Origin of the sequence: Falsiroseomonas bella (assembly GCF_003173615.1) — a bacterium.
GTDB classification, from domain to species: Bacteria; Pseudomonadota; Alphaproteobacteria; order Acetobacterales; family Acetobacteraceae; genus Falsiroseomonas; species Falsiroseomonas bella.
In genome coordinates this window covers 139,565-160,772 of the sequence record NZ_QGNA01000002.1, presented here as the reverse complement: position 1 = coordinate 160,772, position 21,208 = coordinate 139,565, and the positions used below count along the sequence as shown (strand labels likewise).

Here is a 21,208-nt window from a genome sequence, read left to right as displayed (position 1 = left end):
ATGCAGAACGAAGAAGAGATCTGGCGCCTGGTGGATGCAAAGCGCGCCGAGTACAACGCGCTCGCCGATCGCGTCTGGGCCACGCCTGAGCTCTGCTACGACGAACACCGCTCCGCCGCCGAGCACAAGGCGATGCTGGAGCGCGAAGGCTTTCGGGTCACCGACAAGGTCGCCGGCATCCCGACCGCGGTGATGGGCGAAGCCGGCGAGGGCGGGCCGGTCATCGCCATCCTCGGCGAGTACGACGCGTTGCCCGGCCTGTCGCAGGAGGCCGGCATCGCCGAGCCGAAGCCCATCCCCGGCGAGACGCGCGGGCATGGCTGCGGCCACAACCTGCTCGGCGCCGGCGCGATGCTCGCCGCCTCCGCCGTGAAGGACTGGCTGGCGGCGAACGGCATGAAAGGCCGCGTGCGCTACTATGGCTGCCCCGCCGAGGAAGGCGGCGCGGCCAAGGGCTTCATGGTGCGCGACGGCGCCTTCGACGACGTGGACATCGCCATCACCTGGCACCCGGACTATTTCGCCGGCGTGATCGAGGCGCTGAGCCTCGCCAACACGCGCATCGACTTCACCTTCACCGGCCGCGCCGCGCATGCCGCCGCCTCGCCGCATCTCGGCCGCTCGGCGCTGGACGCGGTGGAACTGATGAATGTCGGCGTGAACTACATGCGCGAGCACATGCCATCCGACGCCCGCATCCACTACGCCTATCTCGATGCCGGCGGCATTGCGCCCAACGTCGTGCAGGCCCGTGCCAAGGTGCGCTACCTGATCCGCGCCGCCAGCGTGCTGGAGCTGCGCGGCCTGGTCGAGCGCGTGCGCAAGATCGCCGACGGCGCCGCGCTGATGACCGAGACGCAGGTCGAAACCGAGGTGGTCTCGGCGGTCTGCGAGTTGCTCGGCAACACGCCGCTGGAGCAGGCAATGCAGCGCAACCTGGACCGGCTCGGCCCGCCCGTCTTCGCGGAATCCGACCGCGCCTTCGCGCAGGCGATCCAGGACACGCTGACGGATGCGGACATCGCCGCCGCCTATCGCCGCCACGGTTTGCCTGCCAAGCGGGGCAACCCGCTGCACGACGCGCTCGTGGCGCCGGCGGAGAAGAGCGTCGCGATGGTGGGCTCCACCGATGTCGGCGACGTCTCGCAGAAGGTGCCGACGGTGCAGGCCCGCGGCGCCACCTGGGCGGTCGGCACGCCCTTCCATTCCTGGCAGGCGGTGGCGCAGGGCAAGTCGCCGGCCGCGCATGCCGCAATGGCGCATGTGGCGAAGGTGATGGCCGGCACGGCGCTGGACGCCCTGCGCGACCCCGCGCTGATCGCCGCGGCGAAGGAGGACCTGCGCCGCCGCATGGGCGGCCGCCCCTATGAGAGCCCGTTGCCGGCGGATGCGAAGCCGGCGCTCGGCATGTCCACGGCATCGTAGGACACGCCCCCACCCCGACCCTCCCCCGAAAGCGGGGGAGGGAGAGGTCAGTTCATCGCCCCCGGCCCGGGAATCGCGCCGGGCGGGCATTTGCCCAGGATGATCATTCCCAGCGCCTCGTCCTTGGTGATGTCCGCGACGCGGGCGGTGCCGACCAGCCGGCCGTTCTTCATCACGCTGATCCGGTCGGCCAGGTCGAAGACGTCGTGGATGTCGTGGCTGATCAGGAAGATCCCGATCCCCTGCGCCTTGAGCTGCTTCACCAGCTCGCCCACTTGGCGCGTCTCGGCGGGGCCGAGTGCCGCCGTCGGCTCGTCCATGATGAGGATCCGCGCGTCGAAATGGATGGCGCGCGCTATGGCCACGGATTGCCGCTGCCCGCCTGACAGTGCGCGCACCGGTTCCTTGAAGCGCCGGAAATGCGGGTTGAGGCGTCCCATCACCTGGCGCGTCGCGGCCTCCATCGCCGCGTCGTCCAGCGTGCCCCAGGCGGTCAGCAGCTCGCGGCCGAGAAAGATGTTCGCCGCGGCGTCCAGATTGTCGGCGAGCGCCAGCGTCTGGTAGATCGTCTCGATGCCGTAGCGGCGGGCATCGCGCGGCGAGTGGATGTGCGCAGGCTCGCCGCGCACCCGGATATCGCCGGAATCCGCGCGATACGCACCCGACAGCACCTTGATCAGCGTGGACTTGCCGGCGCCGTTGTGGCCGAGCAGCCCGACCACCTCGCCTTCGTGCAGGTCCAGGCTGGCGCCATCCACGGCCTTGATGCCGCCGAAGGCCAGGTGGATGTCGCTCATCTCGACGAGGGGTGTCACCGCATGCGTCCCCGATAGACGGTGTCCAGCCAGACGGCGAGGACCAGCACGAGCCCGACTACGATGTTCTGCATCGGCGCATCCACGCCGAGCAGCACCATCCCCGACTGCAGGCTCTGCATCACGAGCGCGCCGAGCATCGCGCCCGCGATGGTCCCGGCCCCGCCCGCCAGCGAGGTGCCGCCGATCACCGCCGCGGCGATCACATAGAGCTCGTCAAGCGATCCCGCGGCATTCGTCGCCGCGTTCAGTCGCGCCGTGGCGATGCAGGCCGCGACGCCGCACAGCGCCCCCATCAGCCCGAAGACCAACATGATCGTCCGGCGCGTGTTGATGCCCGAAAGCTCCGCCGCCTCCGGGTTGCCGCCGATGGCGAAGACCGCGCGGCCGAAGCGGGTGCGCAACGCCAGCACCGTGATGACGATGCCCACCCCGATCGCCACCAGCACCGGCACGGCGAGGCCATGCGGAATGAAGGTGCCCGGCACCCAGGTGCCGCCTGCCTCCTCGATCACGCGCCGCGCGATGCCGGCGGGCAGCGGATAGGCATTCGCGACGGCGACCGTGCCCAGCACCGCGCCCACCGCGAGGATCGCCACGGTCGCCTCCGCCCAGAGCGGCCGCACCGGAAAGCCGAAGCGCAGGCGCCGACGCCGGGAGGCCAGCAGCGCCGCAAGGATCGCCGCGCAGGCAAGGCCGCCGAGGATCCAGGAGGCCGTCGCACCGATAGCGCCTTCGATGCCACCGCCGAGCATGCGGAAGCGCCCGTCCATCGGTGCGACCGTCTGCCCCTGCGTCACCCACCAGGCCGCGCCACGCCACACGAGCAGGCCGCCCAGCGTCACGATGAAGGAGGGAATGGCGAGCCAGGCGATCAGCGCGCCCTGCAGCAGGCCGATCGCCCCGCCCACCAGCACCGCCGCAAGCACGGCGATCAGCCAGGTGGCCGGGTGCTCCAGCCCGAGCAGTTCCGGCAGCAGCCGCGCCTGCAGCACGCCGATCACCATGCCGGTCACGCCCAGGATCGCGCCGACCGACAGGTCGATGTTGCGCGTGACGATCACCAGCACCATGCCGCACGCCATCACCGCGATGGAGGCGGTCTGCACCGACAGGTTCCACAGGTTGCGCGGCGTCAGGAAGGCGCCGCCGGAGAGCAGGTCGAAGCCGAGCCAAATCGCCAGCAAGGCACCCAGCATGCCGACCAGTCGCGGATCAACCTCGAGCGCGCGCAGCGCGGCCCCGGAGCCTTGCCCGAGGCCGCGCATCGCCGAGGCACTCATCCGCAGGCCGGCACGCGACCCGCGGGAACGCCCTGGCAGACCGCGCCGCGCGGTGCCCAGCCGCCTTCGATCACCAGGGCGAGGTTCTCGCGCGTGATCGGCTGCGGGCGCAGGAACAGCGCCGTCATGTTGGCGCGCGACGGCCCCTGGTTCCACTGCACGGCGCCGGGGACCTCGTTCAGCCGCGCGCCGCCCGCGAGCCGCACCGCGATCTCGCCGGCCGCCTTGCCGAGTTCCCGCGCATCCTTCCAGATCGTGACCGTCTGGGTGCCGAGAGCGATGCGGTTCAGCGCCGCGCGGTCGGCATCCTGGCCGGAGACCGGCACGCTGCCCGCCATGCCCTGCGCCGCCAGCGCGGCGATGGCGCCGCCCGCGGTGCCGTCATTGGCGGCGATCACCGCATCCACGCGGTTGTTGTTGCGTGTCAGGATCTGCTCCATGTTCCTCTGCGCGTTCGCTGGCAGCCAGCCATCGGTGAAGGCCTCGCCCACGTTGCGGATGCGCCCGGCATCGATGGCCGGCTTCAGCACCTCCATCGAGCCCTGGTAAAGGAAGTTGGCGTTCGGGTCAGCGCTGCTGCCCTTGATGAAGGCGTAGTTGCCCTCCGGCTTCGCCGCCTGGATCGCGCGCGCCATCATCCGGCCGACCTCGACATTGTCGAAGGTCAGGTAGAAGGCGCGCGGGTTCTCGATCAGGCGGTCATAGCCGATGACGGCGACGCCCTCGTTCAGCGCGCGCTCCACGGCCGGGCGCACCGCCTGCGCGTCCTGCGCCAGCACGATCAGCGCCTTCACGCCGCGGGCCAGAAGGCTCTCGATGTCGGCAAGCTGTTTCGTCGGGTTGGACTGCGCATCGGCCGAGAGATAGGTCGCGCCACCTGCGCGCAGCGCCGCCTGGATGGCCGCCTCGTCCGTCTTCCAACGCTCCTCCTGGAAGTTCGACCAGGAAACGCCCACCGCCGTGCCGCGCTGCGCGCGCGCGAGCCCCGGAAGGGCGAGGGCCGGCAGGCCCAGCCCAGCCGCCAGAAGGTTGCGACGATGCATCCGGATAGCTCCTCCCCAGGGCCGCGCAGCGACGTTCCGCGCTGCGTCCCGCAAATGGAGGCAAGAACCATTACTGCTCGTCAAGGTTTAATTGCGGCCGGGCTGGCTCACGTTTCGGCGTGACCCGGCGCCGCTCGGGCGCCCACCGCGTTGCCGCGCAGGACGCCGGAGGACGCATGCAGGGCGAGGTCTCGCCACGGCGCGTGGCGCGCAACATCGAGGAAGTGGTGCGGCTGGAGGAGGAGGAGAGGCGGCGCCGGCCGCCTTCATCCCGCATCGCGGATATCGTCGCGCGCGCGGCCGGAACGCCGCAATTCGTCCTGTTGCATGCGGCGGGGATCGCGCTGTATGTGGCGGCCAATGTCGGGCTGGTGCCGGGGGTGCCGGTGTTCGACCCCTTCCCCTTCGGGCTGCTCGGAGGCTTCTTCTCGCTGGAGGGGGTGCTGCTGGCGGCCTTCGTGCTGATGAAGCAGAACCGCGCCGATGCGCGCGACGAGGAGCGCGCGCATCTCGACCTGCAGGTCAGCCTGCTGGCCGAGCAGGAGGTGACCAAGGTGATCCAGATGCTGGAGCGCGTCAGCGCCGCGCTCGGCATCGAGCGCGAGGTGATGGACCGCGAGGCGCGCGAACTGGGCGAGACCACGGCCGTCGGCGACCTCGCGGCGACGCTGCACCGCCAGCTGCACCCGGAGGAGCGCCCGGGTGGACCTGCCTGAGGAGCCGGGCGAGCGCTGGATGGCATTGATGCGCCAGGGCGCCTGGGAGCAGGCGTGGCAGCTTTCCGATGCGGCGCTGGCGGCGCGCGGCAGGCATCGGGACTGGACACTGCCGCGCCACCTGCAGACGGTGTGGGACGGCACGCCGCTGGCCGGCCGGCGCGTGCTGGTGCGCTGCTACCACGGGCTCGGCGACACCATCCAGTTCATCCGTCTGGTGCCGCGGCTGCAGGCGATCGCGCGCGAGGTGATCGTCTGGGCACAGCCGGCGCTGATCCCGCTGCTCGCCACGCTTCGGCCGAGCCCGCGCCTGCTGCCCCTGCATGACGGCACGCCGGAGGCGCGCTTCGACACCGACATCGAGATCATGGAACTGGCGCATGCCTTGCGCATCACGCCGGCAGGACTGGACACCACGGTGCCCTACCTGCATCCGCCACGATTCCGGCGCACCACCGGCGAGGCATTGGAAGTCGGCCTCGTCTGGCGCGCAGGGGATTGGGATACGAGACGCTCGGTCCCGCTCTCCCTCCTGCAGCCGCTCGGCAGGAGGCCGGGTGTCGCGCTCCGCATCCTGCAGCGCGGGCCGGCCCTGGCCGAGCGCGACAGCGGCTTCGGCACGGATATCGGCAGCGACGACGCGCTGACGGCGGCGTCCCGAATCGCCGCGCTGGACCTGGTGATCAGCATCGATTCCATGCCGGCGCATCTCGCCGGCGCGCTGGGCGTGCCGGTCTGGCTGCTGCTGCCGGAGCCTGCCGACTGGCGCTGGATGGAAGGCCGCGACGACAGCCCCTGGTATCCCGGCATGCGCCTGTTCCGGCAGGACCGGCCCGGCGACTGGACGGCACCCGTGACGCACATGCTGCAGGCACTACGCCTGCTCATGCGGCGGCGTCAGTCGCGCGCGCGCAGCCCCGTCACCAGCACACGCCGCTGACCGGCATCGTCATTCGCGGCCGGTCGTTCCAACTCGGCCCAACGGCATTCGTCGGCGAACCAGGCGATCGTCGCCTTCAGCCCGTTCTCCAGCGGGGTCTGCGGCTCCCACGCAAGCAGGCGCCGGGCCAGCCCGATATCGGGCCGCCGCCGCTGCGGATCGTCAACGGGCAAGGGGCGGCGCACCAGGTTGGAGCGCGAGCCGGTGATCGCCAGCACGCGCCGCGCGAGCTCCGCCACCGTCATCTCCACCGGATTGCCGAGATTGACCGGCCCTGGCGGCCGCTGCTCCACCGCGGCAAGCCGCAGCAGGCCCGAGATCAGATCGTCCACGTAGCAGAAGGAGCGGGTCTGCCGCCCATCGCCGTAGAGCGTGATGTCCTGCCCCGTCAGCGCCTGCGTGACGACGTTGGAGACGACGCGCCCGTCATCGGCGCGCATCCGCGGACCATAGGTGTTGAAGATGCGCGCGACGCGCGCCTCCACGCGCCCGGCGCGCAGGAAGTCGAAGGCGAGCGCCTCTGCCGCCCGCTTGCCCTCGTCGTAGCAGGCGCGCGGGCCGGTCGGGTTCACGCAGCCGCGGTAGTCCTCGCGCTGGGGGTGCATCTCGGGATCGCCATAGACCTCGCTGGTGGAGGCCTGCAGGAAGCGCGCCCCGCTACGCTCAGCCAGGCGCAGCAGGTGCCGCGTGCCGAGCACGCACGTCATCAGCGTGTGCTCCGGATCCGCCTGGTAGTGCGGCGGGGAGGCGGCGCAGGCCAGGTTGAACACCGCATCCACGCGCGCGCGCTCCAGCGTCGTCGGCAGCGGATCGCACACATCCGCCTCCACCAGATCGAAGCGCGGATCGCGAGCCAGATGCTGGATGTTGCGCTGCCGGCCCGTCAGGAAGCTGTCCAGGCAGAGCACATGCGCGCCCTCGGCGATCAGTGCATCGCATAGATGCGAGCCGAGAAAGCCGGCGCCGCCGGCCACCAGCACCGTCCTGTGCCTGCCGTTCCTCACAACGCCATCTCGCGCTTGCCGGCCTCGCGTGCCGCGGCACCGAGATAAGCCTCGAGCTCTGCCGCCCGGTGCGCCGGCGTATGCGCCGCCAGCACGCGCGCGCGAGCCGCCGCCGCGATGGCGCGGCGCCGCGGGTCCGCCGTGCCCTGCAAGGCGGCCAAGACCTCTTCGCCGGTCTCCGCCTGCAGGATCTCCTCCCCGGGCCGGAACAGCGCGGTGAGGCCCGGCCAGGTGTCGGAGATCACCGGCGCGCCGCAGACCGCGGCCTCGAACAGGCGCACGCTCGGGCTCCAGCCGGCGCGGCGCATGTCCGCTCGTGTCAGGTTCAGCGTGAAGCGGCTGGCGGCGTAGAAGGCCGCGTGCTCCGAGGGCGGCACATGCTCGATGCGCTCGACATTCGAGGGCCAGGCAATGTCGGCCGGATACTGCGCGCCCGCCACGACGAAGCGCAGCCCCGGCGCGCGGCGCGCCGGCTGCAGCAGCAGACGGTCCAGACCGGGCTGCCGATCCTCGCTCCAGGTGCCGAGATAGGAGAGATCCCATCGCAGCGGCACGGCTTGCGGTACGCCGCCTGCCGGATCGGCCGAGCAGTACAGCACGCGCGCCATGCGCACGCCGTATTGCCGCTGCAGCAGGTCGAGCAACGGGCCGCCGGTGAAGGAGAGATAGAGATCGTAGCCGCGCATGACCTCCGGCGAGAGATAGTCGTGCTCGCCGCGCGCCAGCCGCGCCAGCGTCACCGGCGTGTCGATGTCGTAGAACGCCACCACGCCCCGCGCCCATTCCTGCACCAGCCGCCCGACCGCCACGCCATCCGGCACGAAGGAGCCGACGATGACCGCGTCCGCCGCCGCAATCTCGCGCCGCCAGTCGCGCAGATCGGCAAGATCGGCATACAGTTCGAGACGGCAGAAATCCGGATCCGCCAGGTCGCGATGGTCGGCATACCAGGGGACGTCGCGCTCCAGGAACAGGATCTCGTGGCCGCGCGCCGCCAGGGCCCGCAACAGCGCGCGCCAGGTCGTCGCATGCCCATTGCCCCAGGAGGAGGAGAGGCTGAGGCCGAGGACGACGACCCTCATGCGACGCGCGCCTCGCGCCGGCGTTCCTGCATCTCCGCCAGCAGCGCCGCGACCTGTGCACCGCGGCGGGCATAGGTGTGCGCCCCGCGGATGCGCGCGCAGGCGGCGGCACCGATCGCGCGCGCCCGCATGGGCGTCAGCGCCGCGACATGGTCGGCGACGTCGCGGCCGTCCCGCGCCACCAGGATCTCCTCGTCTGGCTTCAGGAACAGGTCGATGCCGCGCCAGGCATCGGTGATGAGGCACGCCCCGGCCCCGGCGGCCTCGAAGACGCGCGTCGCCGGCGAGAAGCCGACATCGGCCATGCTGTCGCGCGCCACGTTCAGCACGGCAAGCGACGAGCAATTGAAGGCGTTGTGGTCGGCTGTGCCGACATGCCCCAGCCTGGCCACGTTGGATGGCATCGGCTTGTCCTCCCAGCCGCTGCCGCCGAGCAGGAAGCGCCGGTCCGGCAGGTGATGCGCCGCATTCAGGAAGAATGCCTGCACGCGCGCCTCGCGATCCGGCAGCCGGTTGGCCAGGAAGTTCAGTGCCGATGTGAAGCGCGGCTCCGGAGAGACCGGATGATGCGTGTCCGGGTCGAGCGCGTTGTAGACCGGCACGCAGCGCCGCGCGCCGAGGGCCTCATACGCCGAAACCACCGGCGGCCCACCGCCATAGGTCAGCACCAGGTCGAGCCGCGGCAGCGCGCGACGCAGCGGATGCGCGGGGTCCTGGCGCAGCGTCGCAAGCGTCGCCGGCGCGTCCACGTCCCAGAAGACCCGGATCGCCTCCGGTCGCGCCGCGCGCATCACGCCACCCAGGAGTTCGTCGTCGAACACGCCGACGCCGCTGGCCTTCACGACGACATCCGCCTGCGCCGCCTCGGCCAGCGCCTCGCGCAGCCCGGTCTCGTCCGCCGTCCAGACGCGCACGCGCGCCCAGGGCGGCGGCTCCATGTCGCGGTTCTGCTGCCGGCCGAAGGCGTCGGGCTCGCAGAAGACAATGTCGTGGCCATGCGCGGCAAGCGCGCGCAGCATGCCGCGGTAGTAGGTCGCCGCGCCATTCCAGTAGGCGGAGAGCAGGCTCGATCCGTAGAAGGCGATCCTCATGCCGGCTGCTCCACCCGCGCGCCAAGCCGCGCGAGATGCGCCAGCAGTTCCGCCGCACGATGTTCGCAGCTGTGGCGCGCCCGGACCCTGGCGAGGCCGCTCGCCGCCAACGCCTCGCGCAGCCCAGCGTCGTCGCGCAGCGCACGGAGATGGCCCGCCATCGCTGTCTCGTCGCGCGCGACCAGGAAATCCTCGCCGGGTCGGAACAGGCCTTCGCGATCCTCCCAGGGCGCGGAGACCAGCGGGATGCCGCAGGCCAGCGCCTCGAAGACGCGGATCGTCGGGATGCCGGGCAGCAGCCGAACGTAATGCCGCCGCGGCACATGCACCGTCAGCAGATGCCTTGCGAACACCTCGGGCACCGCTGCATTCGCGACCCAGCCACGATAGACGGCGCGATGCGCCGCAAGGGCGCGCAACGCATCGGCCGGGTAGCGGACGCCATGCACATCCAGCGGCAGGCCGACCGCCGCCGCGGGCCGCAGGAGGAAGGATTCGAGTTCCGCGCTACGCTCGCCATCGCCCCAGTTGCCGATCCAGACGGCGCCGCGGCGCACGCCTTCGTCCTTTGGCGGCCGGAACAGCGTGGTGTCGGCCGCCTCATGCCAGGTGATGGCCCGCTCGCCCCAGCCCCAGCGCCGATAGACCTCCGACAGCGCCTCGCCGAAGGCGAGCACGCCATCATAGCCGGAGAGGTCGAAGGCACGGATCGCCTGAGGGTCGCTGACGGCGCGATGGTGCGTGTCATGGAACAGCAGCGTGAAGCGCGCACCGCGCCGGCGCAGCGTGCCGAGGAGCGCAACGAGCCAGGGATCGTTCCATTCGTGAACGACGACCGCATCCGCGCCCTGCACCAGCCGCTCCACATCGGCGGGGCCGGCATGGCTGGCCCAGTTCAGGTCGGGATAGCCGGCCTCGAACGCCGCGAGACCCGGCGCGCCCTGATCGCGCAACAGGTTCTCCAGGCTCCATCCCGCCGCCGGCTCGCAGGCGAGCGTGCGGTGTCCCTTCGCCTGCAACGCACGCAGCACGCCGCGCAGGAAATGCGCATTGCCATGGTTCCAGCAGGATCGCAGCGAGTGGGTGAACCAGACGACATTCAAGCGGCGGCGCTCCTTCCCGGACTTCCGGCCGACATCCCGCGGAGCCGCGCATGAATGGCCGCCATGCGCCGCGCCATCGCCTCGACCCCGTAGCGTCGGGACCGATGCAGGGCGGCAACGCGCACGCTTCTTCTTTGTTCCCCGTCGCGCGACAGCGTGCCGATCGCCGCCGCGAAGCCCGCATCATCACCCGGCGGCACGAACAGCGCCGCGCCGTCCCACAACTCGCGGAAGGTCGGAATATCCGAGAGCACCAGTGCGCAGCCCGCCTGCGCGGCTTCCAGCACTGCAAGCCCGAAGGGCTCGTATCGCGCGGCCGAAGCAAAGATCGGCCCGCGGGCCAGCCAGGCACGCAACGCCGCCTCGTTCAGCGAACCGAGCGCGCGCGCATGGCTCAGCGAGATGCCGTCACCATGTGGCCCGACCAGCGCCCCGGCGGCGAGAAGCGGCAGGTCGAGCCGCGCCGCCGCGCGGTCCAAGGTTGCAACGTCCTTGCCCTCGTCCCACAGGCGGCCCGCCGTGAAGACGAAGGCCGCCATGCCCTGCGCGCGCGCCCCCTTTGCCCGCCCGTTGTGGACAACCGATGGCGGCAGCCGCAGCGCATGAGCCTGTGCGGTCGCGACGGCGAAGGCATGACTCGGCGCGACCAGCACGTCGCAGCCCGCATATCCCTGCGTCAGCAGCGTGCTGCGCCAGGCGAAGTCCGGCGGCATCGGTCCGCTGCGCACGGCCCCCCACCAGGTCGCCAGGCAGGAATGGCAGGCGCCGAGCACCGGACAGGGCATGGCGACCACGGCAAGCGCCGGGCTGTTGAGATGGACGATCTCAGCCCCGCAATGCGCGGCCAGCGCCGCCACCGCCTCTCCGGCGCGCCGGAGCTCCGCCTCGCTGCCGGCCAACCAGTCGAGCGCCCCGCCGAGCTCCACGAGGTCGAGGCCCAGGCCCTCCGCCTGCTCGCGCTGCGCGCGATCCGGCGGCGGCCCCAGCACCGCGAGAGTCGTGGCGACACCGAGCGGCGCCATCGCCGCGGCAAGGTCGCAGGCGTAGGTCCAGACCCCGCCCACCGCATCCGTCGTCATCAGCACGCGGTGGGGTCGACTCACCCCGCGCAGGCCTCCTCGAGCGCCGAAAGCGGCAGCGGCCGCTCCTCCTGGATCTCGCTGAAGCCGTCGAACTGCGCGAGATAATGCGCATGCGCACGCTCCCAGGCCCGGTCGTCCGGCGCGCCCCACAGCCGGCGATAGTCGGGGGAGGACGGGTATGGATAGAGCGGCACCGGATCATTCGCCCAGACGCCCGCCTTCGCCAGCCGCTCCCGCCACGCAGCGACGCGCGCCGCGTCATCGCCGTCCATCCGGATCAGGTTCGCCTGCACGAAGGGCACGAAGCGCCGCGCATGCACAAGGCGTTCCGTCAGCGCCTCCGTGTCCAGCCGGCAATCCTTCTCCAGCGCGGCGCGGCCCTCCTCGGTCAGGCTCTCCACGCCAGCCTCGATCGAGACGCAGCCGGCGCGCCCGAGCAGTTCCAGCATCTCCGGCTTCCACAGATCGAGCCGCGTCTGCACGCCGAACTTCAGCCCGCGCCCCACCATCGCCTCCAGCAGCGCGCGGTTCGGCAGGAAGATCTCGTCGATGAAGTAGAGATAGGTGACGCCTTGCGCGCGCAGCGCGTCCACCTCCTCCAGCAGCGGCGCCAGGTCGCGCCGGCGGTAGCGGTCGCGGAAGTCGATCTTCGCGCAAAAGCTGCAGTGGTAGGGACACCCGCGCGAGGCCTCCACCTCGGCGCCGGGGCCGTCCGGCGGCGCGTCGAAGCGGTGATGGTGGTGGGTGTGGCGCCGTATCCATCCCGCCGGCCAGCGCAGCGCGGGCAGGTCGGTGAACCGTGTCGCCGCCGGCTCTCCGGTGATTCGGATCCCCCCAGCGGCGCGGTGGGCGACGGAGGGCACGCGGGAGAGATCGCATGCCTCGGCCAAAGCCGCGACCACTTCCTCGCACTCGCCGCGCACCACCACGTCGCAACCCAGCTTGCGCAGCGTGGCGCCCGGCGTGGCGGAGCCATGCGGCCCCACCGCAACAGTGCGACCGCCGCGGTCGCCGAGCGCCACCAGGAATTCCCGCGGCACGCGCAGTTCCGGCGGCGCACAGCGCCAGAACAGATAGGTGGGTGCGGTCGTGACCACGGTCATGGCGGGCGCGAAGCCTGCCACGTGATCGGCCGCCTGCGCCTGGTCGAGCCCGCAGAGATGCGCATCCAGCATCAGCACCTCGTGCCCGCCGCGCTCCAGCAGCAGTTGCATGCAGCCGAGTTCCAGCGGCAGATGCGGCTCGCGGCAGCCGAAATAGATGCTGCCGGCGTAGTCCCAGGCCGGGTTGACCAGCGCCACCCTCATGTCGCCGCCTCCAGCCTCCGTGGCGCCGTTGCGACCGCGCCGTCGCGCATCAGCCACGCCGCGAGATCGCGCAGCCCGTCCCGCCAAGCGATCGGCGCCGGCAGCTCCAACGCCTCGCGCGCGCGGCGCGCATCCGCGACGAACCAGCGCTGGTCGCCGCTGCGCAGGGCTTCGTGCGCGATCTTCACGGGGCGCCCGGTGATGGCACCGATCTCCTCCAGCATGCGCAGCAGGCTGACCGCGTTGCGCGGCCCGCCCCCGAGGTTGAAGGCCTGCCCGGCGACGGCGCCGATGCGCTGCCACGCCGCGATCCAGGCCGCCACCGCATCATCCACATGCAGCACGTCGCGCACCTGATACCCGTCGCCGAAGATCGTCACGGCTTCGTCGCGCAGCGCGCGAATCAGGAAATGCGCGACCCAGCCCTGGTCCTCCGTGCCCATCTGGCGCGGCCCGTAGATGCAGCTCATCCGCAGCACCGCGAAGGGCAGGCCGTAGCTGCGCGCATAGTCCAGAACGTATTGGTCCGCCGCGCCTTTCGAACAGCCATAGGGCGTGTGGAAGTCCAGCGGCTGCGCCTCCGCCACGCCGTGCAGGCGCAGTTCCGCCGCGCGCGGCTGCCAGCCCGCCGCGCCGCACTCCTTCGGGATGGCGCCCAGGTCGCCATAGACCTTGTTCGTGCTCGCGAAGATCAGCGGGCAGGCACCGCCCTTGCGGCGCCGCAGCGCCTCCAGCAGCGCGAAGGTGCCGTGCAGGTTGATCCCGAAATCCTCGGCCGGATCAACGAGGCTCGTCGTCACCGCAACCTGCGCCGCCAGGTGGAAGACGGCCTGCGCATCGCGCAGGGCCTCCGCCATCGCAGCCGGATCCCGCACATCCGCGACCAGGCTCGCCACCCGCCCCGGATGGCGCCGGCGCAGCCACTGCAGGTTCGTCTCCACGCCCGGCCGGCGCAGCGCGTCGAGCACCAGCACCTGATGTCCTTCCGTCGCGAGCCGGTCGGCGAGGTTGGCGCCGATGAAGCCGGCGCCGCCGGTGACCAGCAGATGCCCGCTCACGCGACCAGCCCCCGCGCCTCGAGCTCCCGCCGCGCCTGCGCCGTGCGATCCTCGGCCTGCTGCTCCGCGACCCATGCCGCGAGTTCCACCAGGCCTTCCCGGAAGCCGCGCCGCGCGACGTAGCCGAGCTTCGCCTCCGCCAGCGAAATGTCCGGCACGCAATGCCGGATGTCGCCGGCGCGCGCCTTCTGCGTGATCTCCGGCGCAATGCCGTCGCGCCCCATCGCCTCGGCCAGCAGCGACGCGACATCCGCGATGCTGCGCTGCTCGCCGCTGCCGATGTTGAACACGCCACCCGCCGCTTCCGGGCGCTGCAACGCCAGCACGAAGGCTTCCGCGACATCGTCCACATGCACGAAGTCGCGCTGCTGCGCGCCATCCTCGAAGACCAGCGGCGGTTGGCCGTGATGCAACCGCGCAGCGAAGATCGCCAGCACGCCCGTATAGGGATTGGACAGCGCCTGCCCCGGCCCGTAGGCGTTCCACAGCCGCAGCGCCACGCCCTCCATGCCGTAGGCCGGCGCGAGCGTCAGCGTCAGCCTCTCCTGCACATATTTCGTGATGGCATAGACCGAGGCGAGGGCCGGCCGCTTCGTCTCGGGCGTCGGCACCGGCCGCAGCGGCCGACCTTCGGCATCCAGCGGATCCCAGGACCCCGTCGCCGCGCGCGGCATACGCGTGACGCCCTCATGCACCTGGCCGTCGGCGTCGCGATAGAGCCCCTCTCCATAGATGCTCATGGAGGAGGCGACGACCACGCGCGCCACGGGCCGTTCGATCAGCGCCTGGAACAGCATGGCCGTGCCGAGGTCGTTGACCGCGACATAGCGGTCCACCGCATACATGCTCTGCCCGACGCCGACCTCCGCAGCGAGGTGGACGACCTTGTCCACGCCCACCAGCGCGCGGTGCAGCATCGCCGCGTCCCGCACGTCGCCGATGATCGTCTCCGCATCCCGCGGCAGGTCCGGCGGCAGCGCGCCGGCCGGGTGCACCTGCGGCAGCAGGCTGTCGAGGATGCGCACGCGATGCCCCGCCTGCAACAGCAGCGATGCCACCCGGCGTCCGATGAAGCCGGCGCCGCCGGTGATGAGAAACCTCTCGGCCAAGCCTGTCCTCCGAACCCGGTCCCGGCCGGGGCCAGCGGCCTCCAACCGCACGCGGAACGCAACGCCGCGCCACCGGTGCGCGCGGCGACAGCGTCACAATTCCTTGTCTCACCTCCTTCCGCGGACCTGGGCGCGGAACGAAGGCGCGCCGGCGGGGTTCCGGCTGCGCAACGCGTCGCGGACGAGGCGAGAGGAGGGGTGCATTGGCAAGCGGTTCGCTCAGGGTCGGCATCGTCGGCGTCGGCAACTGCGCCTCCGCCTTCGTGCAGGGGCTGGCGCGCTATCGCGAGTCCACGGCGCCGGAACCGGGGCTGCCGCATCCCGATCTTGGCGGCTACCGCGTGGCCGACATCGTGCCCTCTGCGGCCTTCGACGTGGCGGAGGGCAAGGTCGGGGCGGATCTCGCGGCCGCCATCCTCGCACCGCCCAACAACACCGCCATCTTCGCCGAGGTGCCGGCCTGCGGCGTGCCCGTCCGGCGCGGCCCGACGCTGGACGGCCTCGGGCGCTACCTGACCGGCACCGTGACGGAATCCGACGCAGCCGTCGTGGACGTCGCCGATGCGCTGCGCGGCACCCGGACCGAGGTGCTGGTCTCCTGGCTCCCGGTCGGCTCGGAGGCCGCCACCGCCTTCTATGCGGAGGCCGCGCTCGCCGCCGGCTGCGCCTTCGTCAACTGCATCCCGTCCTTCATCGCCTCGGACCCCGCCTGGGCGTCGCGCTTCGCGGCGCGCGGGCTGCCGCTGATCGGCGACGACATCAAGAGCCAGGTCGGCGCGACGATTCTGCACCGAACCCTGGTCGATCTGTTCCGCGACCGCGGCGTGCGGCTCGACCGCACCTATCAGCTGAACTTCGGCGGCAACACGGACTTCCTGAACATGCTGGAGCGCGACCGCCTCGCCTCCAAGAAGCTGTCGAAGACGCGTGCGGTGACCAGCCGCATGGCGTCCGCGCCGCGCGATGCGGATGTGCATGTCGGTCCCAGCGATTTCGTGCCGTGGCTCGACGACCGGAAATGGGCGCATATCCGGCTGGAGGGCACGGCCTTCGGCGACCAGCAGCTGAACATCGAGGTGAAGCTGGAGGTCTGGGACAGCCCGAATTCGGCCGGCATCGTGATGGATGCGGTGCGCTGTGCGCGCATCGCTCTCGACCGTGGCATCGGCGGCCCGTTGGAAGCGCCCTCCGCCTGGTTCATGAAGTCGCCGCCCCGGCAGATGGACGATCACGGCGCGCGCGAGGCGACGCTCCGTTTCGTCGCCGGTCGCTGATGGCCACCAGGCTGCTGCTGGCGCGCCACGCGGCGCATGCCGAAGTCGGCCGTGTACTGTCCGGCCGCACTGACCGTTGCGGACTGAGCAGCGAGGGAGAAGCCCAGGCCGCGCGCCTTGCCCGCCAACTGCGCGACTGCCGCCCGACGACCCTGCCGACGAGCCCGCGGCGGCGCGCGCGAGAGACGGCCGCAATCCTCGGCAAGGCGCTCGATCTGCATCCCGCGCAGGAACCGCTGCTCGATGAGATCGATTTCGGCGCCTGGACCGGGTGCGCCTTCGCGTCGCTCGAGGATGATCCGGCCTGGCGAAGCTGGAACACGCAGCGCGGGACGGCGATGCCGCCCGGCGGCGAGACGATGGCCGAGGCCGCCGCACGCGTGCTGCGCTGGATCGGCACGCTGCCGGCGCGCTTCCCGGACGGCACGCTTCTCGCGGTCACGCATGCCGACGTGATCAAGGCGGCGCTGCTCGTCCATCTCGGTGCCGGCCTCGATGCCTATTGGCGGCTCGAGATCGCGCCGGCTTCGATCAGCGAGCTCGAACTCTGGCCCGGCGGCGGGCGCGTGATCCGAATCAACCATTGCGCGGGGGACATTGCGGCATGAGCAGCAGCGACGTAGCGGACCGCGAGGCGATCCGGCGCCGGGCCGAGGCGCTCGGCCCCTGGTTCCACAACATCGAGCTGGCAGGCGTGCGCACGGCGCCCGACCACTTCCTGGGCGACTACCCGGCCGTGAAATGGCAAGGCTTCCGCCACGCGCTGCCGACGGATCTCGCAGGACGCAGCGTGCTCGACATCGGCTGCAACGCCGGCTTCTACAGCATCGAGATGAAGCGCCGCGGCGCCGCGCGCGTGCTCGGCATCGATTCCGACGAAGGCTACCTCGCACAGGCGCGCTTCGCCGCGGAGATCACCGGCCAGGAAATCGAGTTCCGCAACCTCTCGGTCTACGATGTCGGGCTGCTGGGCGAACGCTTCGACATCGTTCTCTTCATGGGCGTGCTCTATCACCTGCGCCACCCGCTGCTCGCGCTCGACCTCATCCACGAGCACGTCGCCGGCGACGTGCTGGTCTTCCAGTCAATGCTGCGCGGTTCGGCCGAGGTCGCGCCGGTCTCGCGCGACTACGACTTCCGCGAGACCGCGCCCTTCGACCAGCCAGGCTGGCCCCGCCTGCATTTCGTCGAGCACAGCTACGCGCATGACTGGACGAACTGGTGGGTGCCGAACCGCGCCTGCGCCGAAGCCATGCTGCGCGCCGTGGGCTTCGCCATCACGGCCCAGCCGGAGGAGGAGGTCTTCATCTGCTGCCGCACCGCGGCGCCGCACGGCGCCGGCGCGGCCTATCCGGCGGGGGGCCCGCGCGCATGATCGAAGCGGCGATGATCTGGAACGAGCCGAACAACAAGTCGCACTGGGACCCCGAGCTCGACCCTGACTGGAGCCGCTTCGCCGAGACGGCGATCGCCGCCGGCCGCGCCATCCGCGAAGCGCATCCGACGCTGCCGCGCGTGCTGGGCGGCATGTCTCCGATCGATCCCGCCTTCATCCGCAACATGCAGGCGAAGGGCGTGCTGGACCAAGTGGATGCCGTCGCGGTGCACGGCTTCCCGCTGGACTGGAACCTGTGGCCCATCCACGACTGGCCGGCGAAGCTCGCCGAGATCCGGGCGGTCACCGACAAGCCCCTCTGGGTCAGCGAGGTCGGCGTCTCATCCTTCGGCGCGGAGGAGGTGCAGGAATGGGGCCTGGCGCGCACCGCCGCGCTGCTGAAAGGCCGCGCAGAGCGCATCCACTGGTACAGCCTGCACGACCTGCCGCGCAGCTGGGGCGCGACGACGCGCCACAAGGAAGCGGAGGGCAGTTCCTACTACCGGCACTTCTACATGGGCCTGGTGCGCGAGGATGGTGGGCGAAAGCCCGCCTTCGCCGAGTTCGCGCGGCACACGCCCGATCTCGGCCTGTGCCAGTGGTTCCATTTCGAGGATCACCGCCTCGCGCAGTCGGTGGCGCTGATGAAGGAGCTCGGCGTAACCTATCTGCGCACCGGCCTGTCCTGGGCGGACTACTACCGGCCGGACGCGCTCGCCTGGTTCGACCGGCAGATGGAGGCGCTGCGGGACTTCCGCGTGACGGTCACATTCTGCTTCACGCCGGAGCACAAGGGCCCGGGCCGGCATCACACCAGCCCGCCCGACGATCCGGCCGAATTCGGCGGCTTCTGCGCCGAGATGGTGCGCCGCTATGCCTGAACGCGCGATACCGCACGATGCCTAGCGATGCGCGTCGTGCTCGCCCTTGGCGCGCCGGTCCGCCGTATCGCGGCCAATGATCTTGTTGAACATGCTGTCGGGCTCGTAGAGCAGCGCGAGCCCGGATTCCTCGAACTGGCGGAAGAATTCCTCCCAGGAGATCTCCACCAGCGCGCCATGCTCCGATTGCTGCGCACCCGGGAACATCAGCCGGATGATGCCGGTGTCCTCGCCCTGATGGGTGCGGTCCACCGCGGCGGGCTTGCCGCCCTTCCCTTCCGCCCAGCGTCGGATGGTGTCGTGGTCCGTCGTCGTCTCGGCCATCGCAAGAACTCCCCTTGCACGTGACCGTTGAACCCCGCCGGCGGTCGCGGGTTCTGCCCGCATGCCCTTCGACGACGACGCCGCGCCGGTCGTCGATCCGCGCGACGCCGCGGAAGAGGCGGGATTGCGCTACGTCTCGGACGAGCGGCCCGGGATCACACGCAGACGTGTCGGCAAGGGCTTCTCCTACCGCACGCCGCAGGGCGGGTTGCTGCGCGATGCGGCGACGCTGCTGCGCATCCGCGCCCTCGCCATTCCCCCGGCCTGGACCCGGGTCTGGATCTGTCCGCAGGCTGACGGGCACATCCAGGCGACCGGGCGCGACGAGCGCGGCCGCAAGCAGTATCGCTACCATGCCCGCTGGCGGCAGGTGCGCGATGCCGCGAAATACGATCACCTGCTCGACTTCGCCCGCGTCCTGCCGGCCATCCGCGCGCGCATCGAATCCGACATGGCTCGGCCAGGCCTGCCGCGCGAGAAGGTGCTCGCCACAGTCGTCCACCTGCTGGAGACCACGCTGATCCGCGTGGGCAACGACGACTACGCAAGGCAGAACAGCAGCTTCGGCCTCACCACCCTGCAGGACCGTCACGTGCGCATCGAGGGCAGCGAGTTGCGCTTCGCCTTCAAGGGCAAGGGGGGCAAGGTCTGGCGCCTCGGCCTGCGAGATCGCCGCATCGCGCGCATCGTGCGTGCCTGCCAGGACCTGCCCGGCCAGGAGCTGTTCCAGTACCAGGACGAGGCGGGCGAGACGCGCGATGTCACCTCGGCCGACGTCAACGCCTATCTGCGTGAGGTCACGGGCCGCGACATCACGGCCAAGGACTTCCGCACCTGGGCCGGCACCGTGCTCGCCGCCATCGCGCTGCGCGAGTTCGAGCGCGTGGACAGCCGCGCCGCGGCGCAGCGCAACATCCGCCGCGCCATCGAACGCGTCTCCGCCCGCCTCGGCAACACGCCGACGATCTGCCGGAAATGCTACGTCCACCCGGCGGTGCTCGACGGCTATCTCGATGGCGGCCTCGCCGAGGAGATCGAGGCCGAGGCGGTCGCGGCGCTCCGCGACGACCTCGCCGAACTGCCGCCCGAGGAAGCCGCCGTGCTCGCCCTGCTCGCCACACGGCTGCGCGAGGCGGATTCGCGCGGGCGCGCCCCGAACGATCCCGAGTAGCTGCGCGTTGCAGGCAGGTCCGGCTGCGCGGGAACCTGGATGAAGCTCGTCGTCTTCGGCCTGTCCATCACCTCCTCATGGGGCAACGGCCATGCGACCCTGTGGCGCGCGCTGTGCCGCGCGCTCGGCGAGGCACGCCACCGCGTGCTGTTCTTCGAGCGCGATCGCCCTTGGTATGCCGAGACACGCGAGACGCTGGACATCCCCGGCCTCGCCAGCGTCGTCCATCCGGACTGGGCCGCGGCGCTGGCGCGGGCCGCGGAGGAGCTGCGCGGCGCGGATGCCGCGATCGTCACCTCCTACTGCGCCGATGCCTGCGCCGCGGCCTCGCTGCTGCAGGACGCCCCGCGCGTGATCAGCGTCTTCTACGACCTGGACACGCCAGTCACGCTCGCGCGCCTCGCCGCGGGGGAACGCCCGGACTACATCCCGCCCGATGGGCTCGGCGGCTTCGACCTGGTTCTGAGCTACACGGGGGGCGAAGCGCTGGCGCAGCTTCGCGATGCGCTGCACGCACGGCGCGTCGTTCCGCTCTATGGCAGCGTTGACCCTGCGACGCACCACGCAACAGCCCCGGTGCCGGCCTTCGCCGCGGATCTCTCCTATCTCGGCACCTATGCCGCGGACCGCCAGCCCGCGCTTGAACGCCTGATGCTGGAACCCGCGCGACGCCGACCGGAACGGCGCTTCGTCATGGGCGGCGCGCAGTATCCGCAGGACTTCCCCTGGGAGCAGAACATCCACTTCGTGCGGCACCTGCCGGCATCGGAGCATCCCGCCTTCTTCTCTTCGTCTCGGCTCACGCTGAACGTGACGCGCCGCGACATGGCCGCCCTCGGCTGGTGCCCGTCGGGGCGGCTGTTCGAGGCCGCAGCGTGCGGCACGCCGGTGCTGAGCGACCGCTGGGACGGGATCGAGAGCTTCTACACGCCGGGCGAGGAGATCCTGCTGGCCGACGACACGGAGGGCGCACTGGAAGCGCTCGACATGGACGAGGCGGAGAGGCTCCGCATCGCGCGCCGCGCCCGCGAACGTACCCTGGCCGAGCACACCGGGGCGCAACGCGCGCGCGAATTGCTGGCTGCGCTCCAGGCGGCTCGGGCACCGGCGCCGGTGGAGGGCTGA

Annotated in this window: 21 protein-coding genes; 9 read left to right on the top strand and 12 right to left on the bottom strand. The window is 71.2% G+C overall.

The window, feature by feature from the left end; genetic code table 11:
• Entirely contained in the window at window positions 1-1,425 is a 1,425-nt protein-coding gene (locus DFH01_RS09145) for a M20 family metallopeptidase (protein ID WP_109870144.1), read from the top strand.
• A gap of 47 nt (window positions 1,426-1,472) precedes the next feature.
• Here the strand turns inward: DFH01_RS09145 and DFH01_RS09140 are convergent, their stop codons facing one another.
• Genes DFH01_RS09140 through xylF form a run of 3 tightly spaced genes read right to left on the bottom strand, consistent with a single transcriptional unit; the run spans window position 1,473 to window position 4,566 of the window.
• On the bottom strand, window positions 1,473-2,240 hold the full coding sequence (locus DFH01_RS09140) for an ATP-binding cassette domain-containing protein (protein WP_442899693.1): 768 nt from the start codon (window positions 2,238-2,240) through the stop codon (window positions 1,473-1,475).
• Window positions 2,237-3,508 carry a sugar ABC transporter permease gene (locus tag DFH01_RS09135; RefSeq protein ID WP_233256046.1) on the bottom strand — a complete coding sequence of 424 codons (1,272 nt, stop codon included), beginning with the start codon at window positions 3,506-3,508 and terminating at the stop codon, window positions 2,237-2,239. The genes DFH01_RS09140 and DFH01_RS09135 overlap by 4 nt, the downstream gene beginning before the upstream one ends.
• 11 nt (window positions 3,509-3,519) lie before the next feature.
• Window positions 3,520-4,566, bottom strand: coding sequence for a D-xylose ABC transporter substrate-binding protein (gene xylF, locus DFH01_RS09130; RefSeq protein WP_109870141.1), 1,047 nt, complete (start codon window positions 4,564-4,566; stop codon window positions 3,520-3,522).
• A gap of 176 nt (window positions 4,567-4,742) precedes the next feature.
• On the opposite strand from xylF, the gene DFH01_RS09125 reads away from it, so the two are divergent.
• Window positions 4,743-5,282 carry a DUF1003 domain-containing protein gene (locus DFH01_RS09125; protein WP_109870140.1) on the top strand — a complete coding sequence of 180 codons (540 nt, stop codon included), beginning with the start codon at window positions 4,743-4,745 and terminating at the stop codon, window positions 5,280-5,282.
• On the top strand, window positions 5,269-6,222 hold the full coding sequence (locus DFH01_RS09120) for a glycosyltransferase family protein (RefSeq protein WP_199231183.1): 954 nt from the start codon (window positions 5,269-5,271) through the stop codon (window positions 6,220-6,222). Before DFH01_RS09125 ends, DFH01_RS09120 begins: the two co-directional genes overlap by 14 nt.
• Here the strand turns inward: DFH01_RS09120 and DFH01_RS09115 are convergent.
• Genes DFH01_RS09115 through DFH01_RS09085 form a run of 8 tightly spaced genes read right to left on the bottom strand, consistent with a single transcriptional unit; the run spans window position 6,180 to window position 15,058 of the window.
• Complete coding sequence (locus DFH01_RS09115) at window positions 6,180-7,196, bottom strand: UDP-glucuronic acid decarboxylase family protein (protein WP_233256045.1); 1,017 nt, start codon at window positions 7,194-7,196, stop codon at window positions 6,180-6,182. The two genes, DFH01_RS09120 and DFH01_RS09115, sit on opposite strands and share 43 nt — an antisense overlap.
• Window positions 7,197-7,222: 26 nt before the next feature.
• Window positions 7,223-8,308, bottom strand: coding sequence for a CgeB family protein (locus DFH01_RS28470; protein WP_199231181.1), 1,086 nt, complete (start codon window positions 8,306-8,308; stop codon window positions 7,223-7,225).
• Entirely contained in the window at window positions 8,305-9,399 is a 1,095-nt protein-coding gene (locus tag DFH01_RS09110; RefSeq protein WP_109870139.1) for a CgeB family protein, read from the bottom strand. Before DFH01_RS09110 ends, DFH01_RS28470 begins: the two co-directional genes overlap by 4 nt.
• Window positions 9,396-10,502, bottom strand: coding sequence for a CgeB family protein (locus tag DFH01_RS09105; RefSeq protein ID WP_109870138.1), 1,107 nt, complete (start codon window positions 10,500-10,502; stop codon window positions 9,396-9,398). Before DFH01_RS09105 ends, DFH01_RS09110 begins: the two co-directional genes overlap by 4 nt.
• Window positions 10,499-11,605: a glycosyltransferase family 4 protein gene (locus DFH01_RS09100; protein WP_233256044.1), complete on the bottom strand. Its 1,107-nt coding sequence runs from the start codon at window positions 11,603-11,605 to the stop codon at window positions 10,499-10,501. Before DFH01_RS09100 ends, DFH01_RS09105 begins: the two co-directional genes overlap by 4 nt.
• Window positions 11,602-12,891 carry a TIGR04295 family B12-binding domain-containing radical SAM protein gene (locus tag DFH01_RS09095; RefSeq protein WP_109870137.1) on the bottom strand — a complete coding sequence of 430 codons (1,290 nt, stop codon included), beginning with the start codon at window positions 12,889-12,891 and terminating at the stop codon, window positions 11,602-11,604. Before DFH01_RS09095 ends, DFH01_RS09100 begins: the two co-directional genes overlap by 4 nt.
• Window positions 12,888-13,949 carry an SDR family NAD(P)-dependent oxidoreductase gene (locus tag DFH01_RS09090; protein ID WP_233256043.1) on the bottom strand — a complete coding sequence of 354 codons (1,062 nt, stop codon included), beginning with the start codon at window positions 13,947-13,949 and terminating at the stop codon, window positions 12,888-12,890. The genes DFH01_RS09095 and DFH01_RS09090 overlap by 4 nt, the downstream gene beginning before the upstream one ends.
• Window positions 13,946-15,058, bottom strand: coding sequence for an NAD-dependent epimerase/dehydratase family protein (locus tag DFH01_RS09085; protein ID WP_109870135.1), 1,113 nt, complete (start codon window positions 15,056-15,058; stop codon window positions 13,946-13,948). Before DFH01_RS09085 ends, DFH01_RS09090 begins: the two co-directional genes overlap by 4 nt.
• A 203-nt stretch (window positions 15,059-15,261) precedes the next feature.
• Here DFH01_RS09085 and DFH01_RS09080 point away from each other — a divergent pair, with 203 nt between their 5' ends.
• The 4 genes from DFH01_RS09080 to DFH01_RS09065 are packed head-to-tail and all read left to right on the top strand — an operon-like array spanning window position 15,262 to window position 18,588.
• A complete protein-coding gene (locus tag DFH01_RS09080; RefSeq protein WP_109870134.1) occupies window positions 15,262-16,332 on the top strand; it encodes an inositol-3-phosphate synthase in 1,071 nt (356 codons plus the stop codon).
• Window positions 16,332-16,940 carry a histidine phosphatase family protein gene (locus tag DFH01_RS09075; protein ID WP_109870133.1) on the top strand — a complete coding sequence of 203 codons (609 nt, stop codon included), beginning with the start codon at window positions 16,332-16,334 and terminating at the stop codon, window positions 16,938-16,940. Before DFH01_RS09080 ends, DFH01_RS09075 begins: the two co-directional genes overlap by 1 nt.
• Window positions 16,937-17,707, top strand: coding sequence for a TIGR04290 family methyltransferase (locus DFH01_RS09070; RefSeq protein WP_109870132.1), 771 nt, complete (start codon window positions 16,937-16,939; stop codon window positions 17,705-17,707). Before DFH01_RS09075 ends, DFH01_RS09070 begins: the two co-directional genes overlap by 4 nt.
• A complete protein-coding gene (locus DFH01_RS09065) occupies window positions 17,704-18,588 on the top strand; it encodes a glycoside hydrolase 5 family protein (protein WP_109870131.1) in 885 nt (294 codons plus the stop codon). The genes DFH01_RS09070 and DFH01_RS09065 overlap by 4 nt, the downstream gene beginning before the upstream one ends.
• A gap of 21 nt (window positions 18,589-18,609) precedes the next feature.
• On the opposite strand, the gene DFH01_RS09060 is transcribed toward DFH01_RS09065, so the two are convergent.
• Complete coding sequence (locus tag DFH01_RS09060) at window positions 18,610-18,912, bottom strand: hypothetical protein (RefSeq protein WP_109870130.1); 303 nt, start codon at window positions 18,910-18,912, stop codon at window positions 18,610-18,612.
• Window positions 18,913-18,973: 61 nt separating this feature from the next.
• Here DFH01_RS09060 and DFH01_RS09055 point away from each other — a divergent pair, with 61 nt between their 5' ends.
• On the top strand, window positions 18,974-20,083 hold the full coding sequence (locus DFH01_RS09055) for a DNA topoisomerase IB (RefSeq protein ID WP_109870129.1): 1,110 nt from the start codon (window positions 18,974-18,976) through the stop codon (window positions 20,081-20,083).
• Between the two features lie 39 nt (window positions 20,084-20,122).
• A complete protein-coding gene (locus tag DFH01_RS09050) occupies window positions 20,123-21,208 on the top strand; it encodes a CgeB family protein (RefSeq protein WP_109870128.1) in 1,086 nt (361 codons plus the stop codon).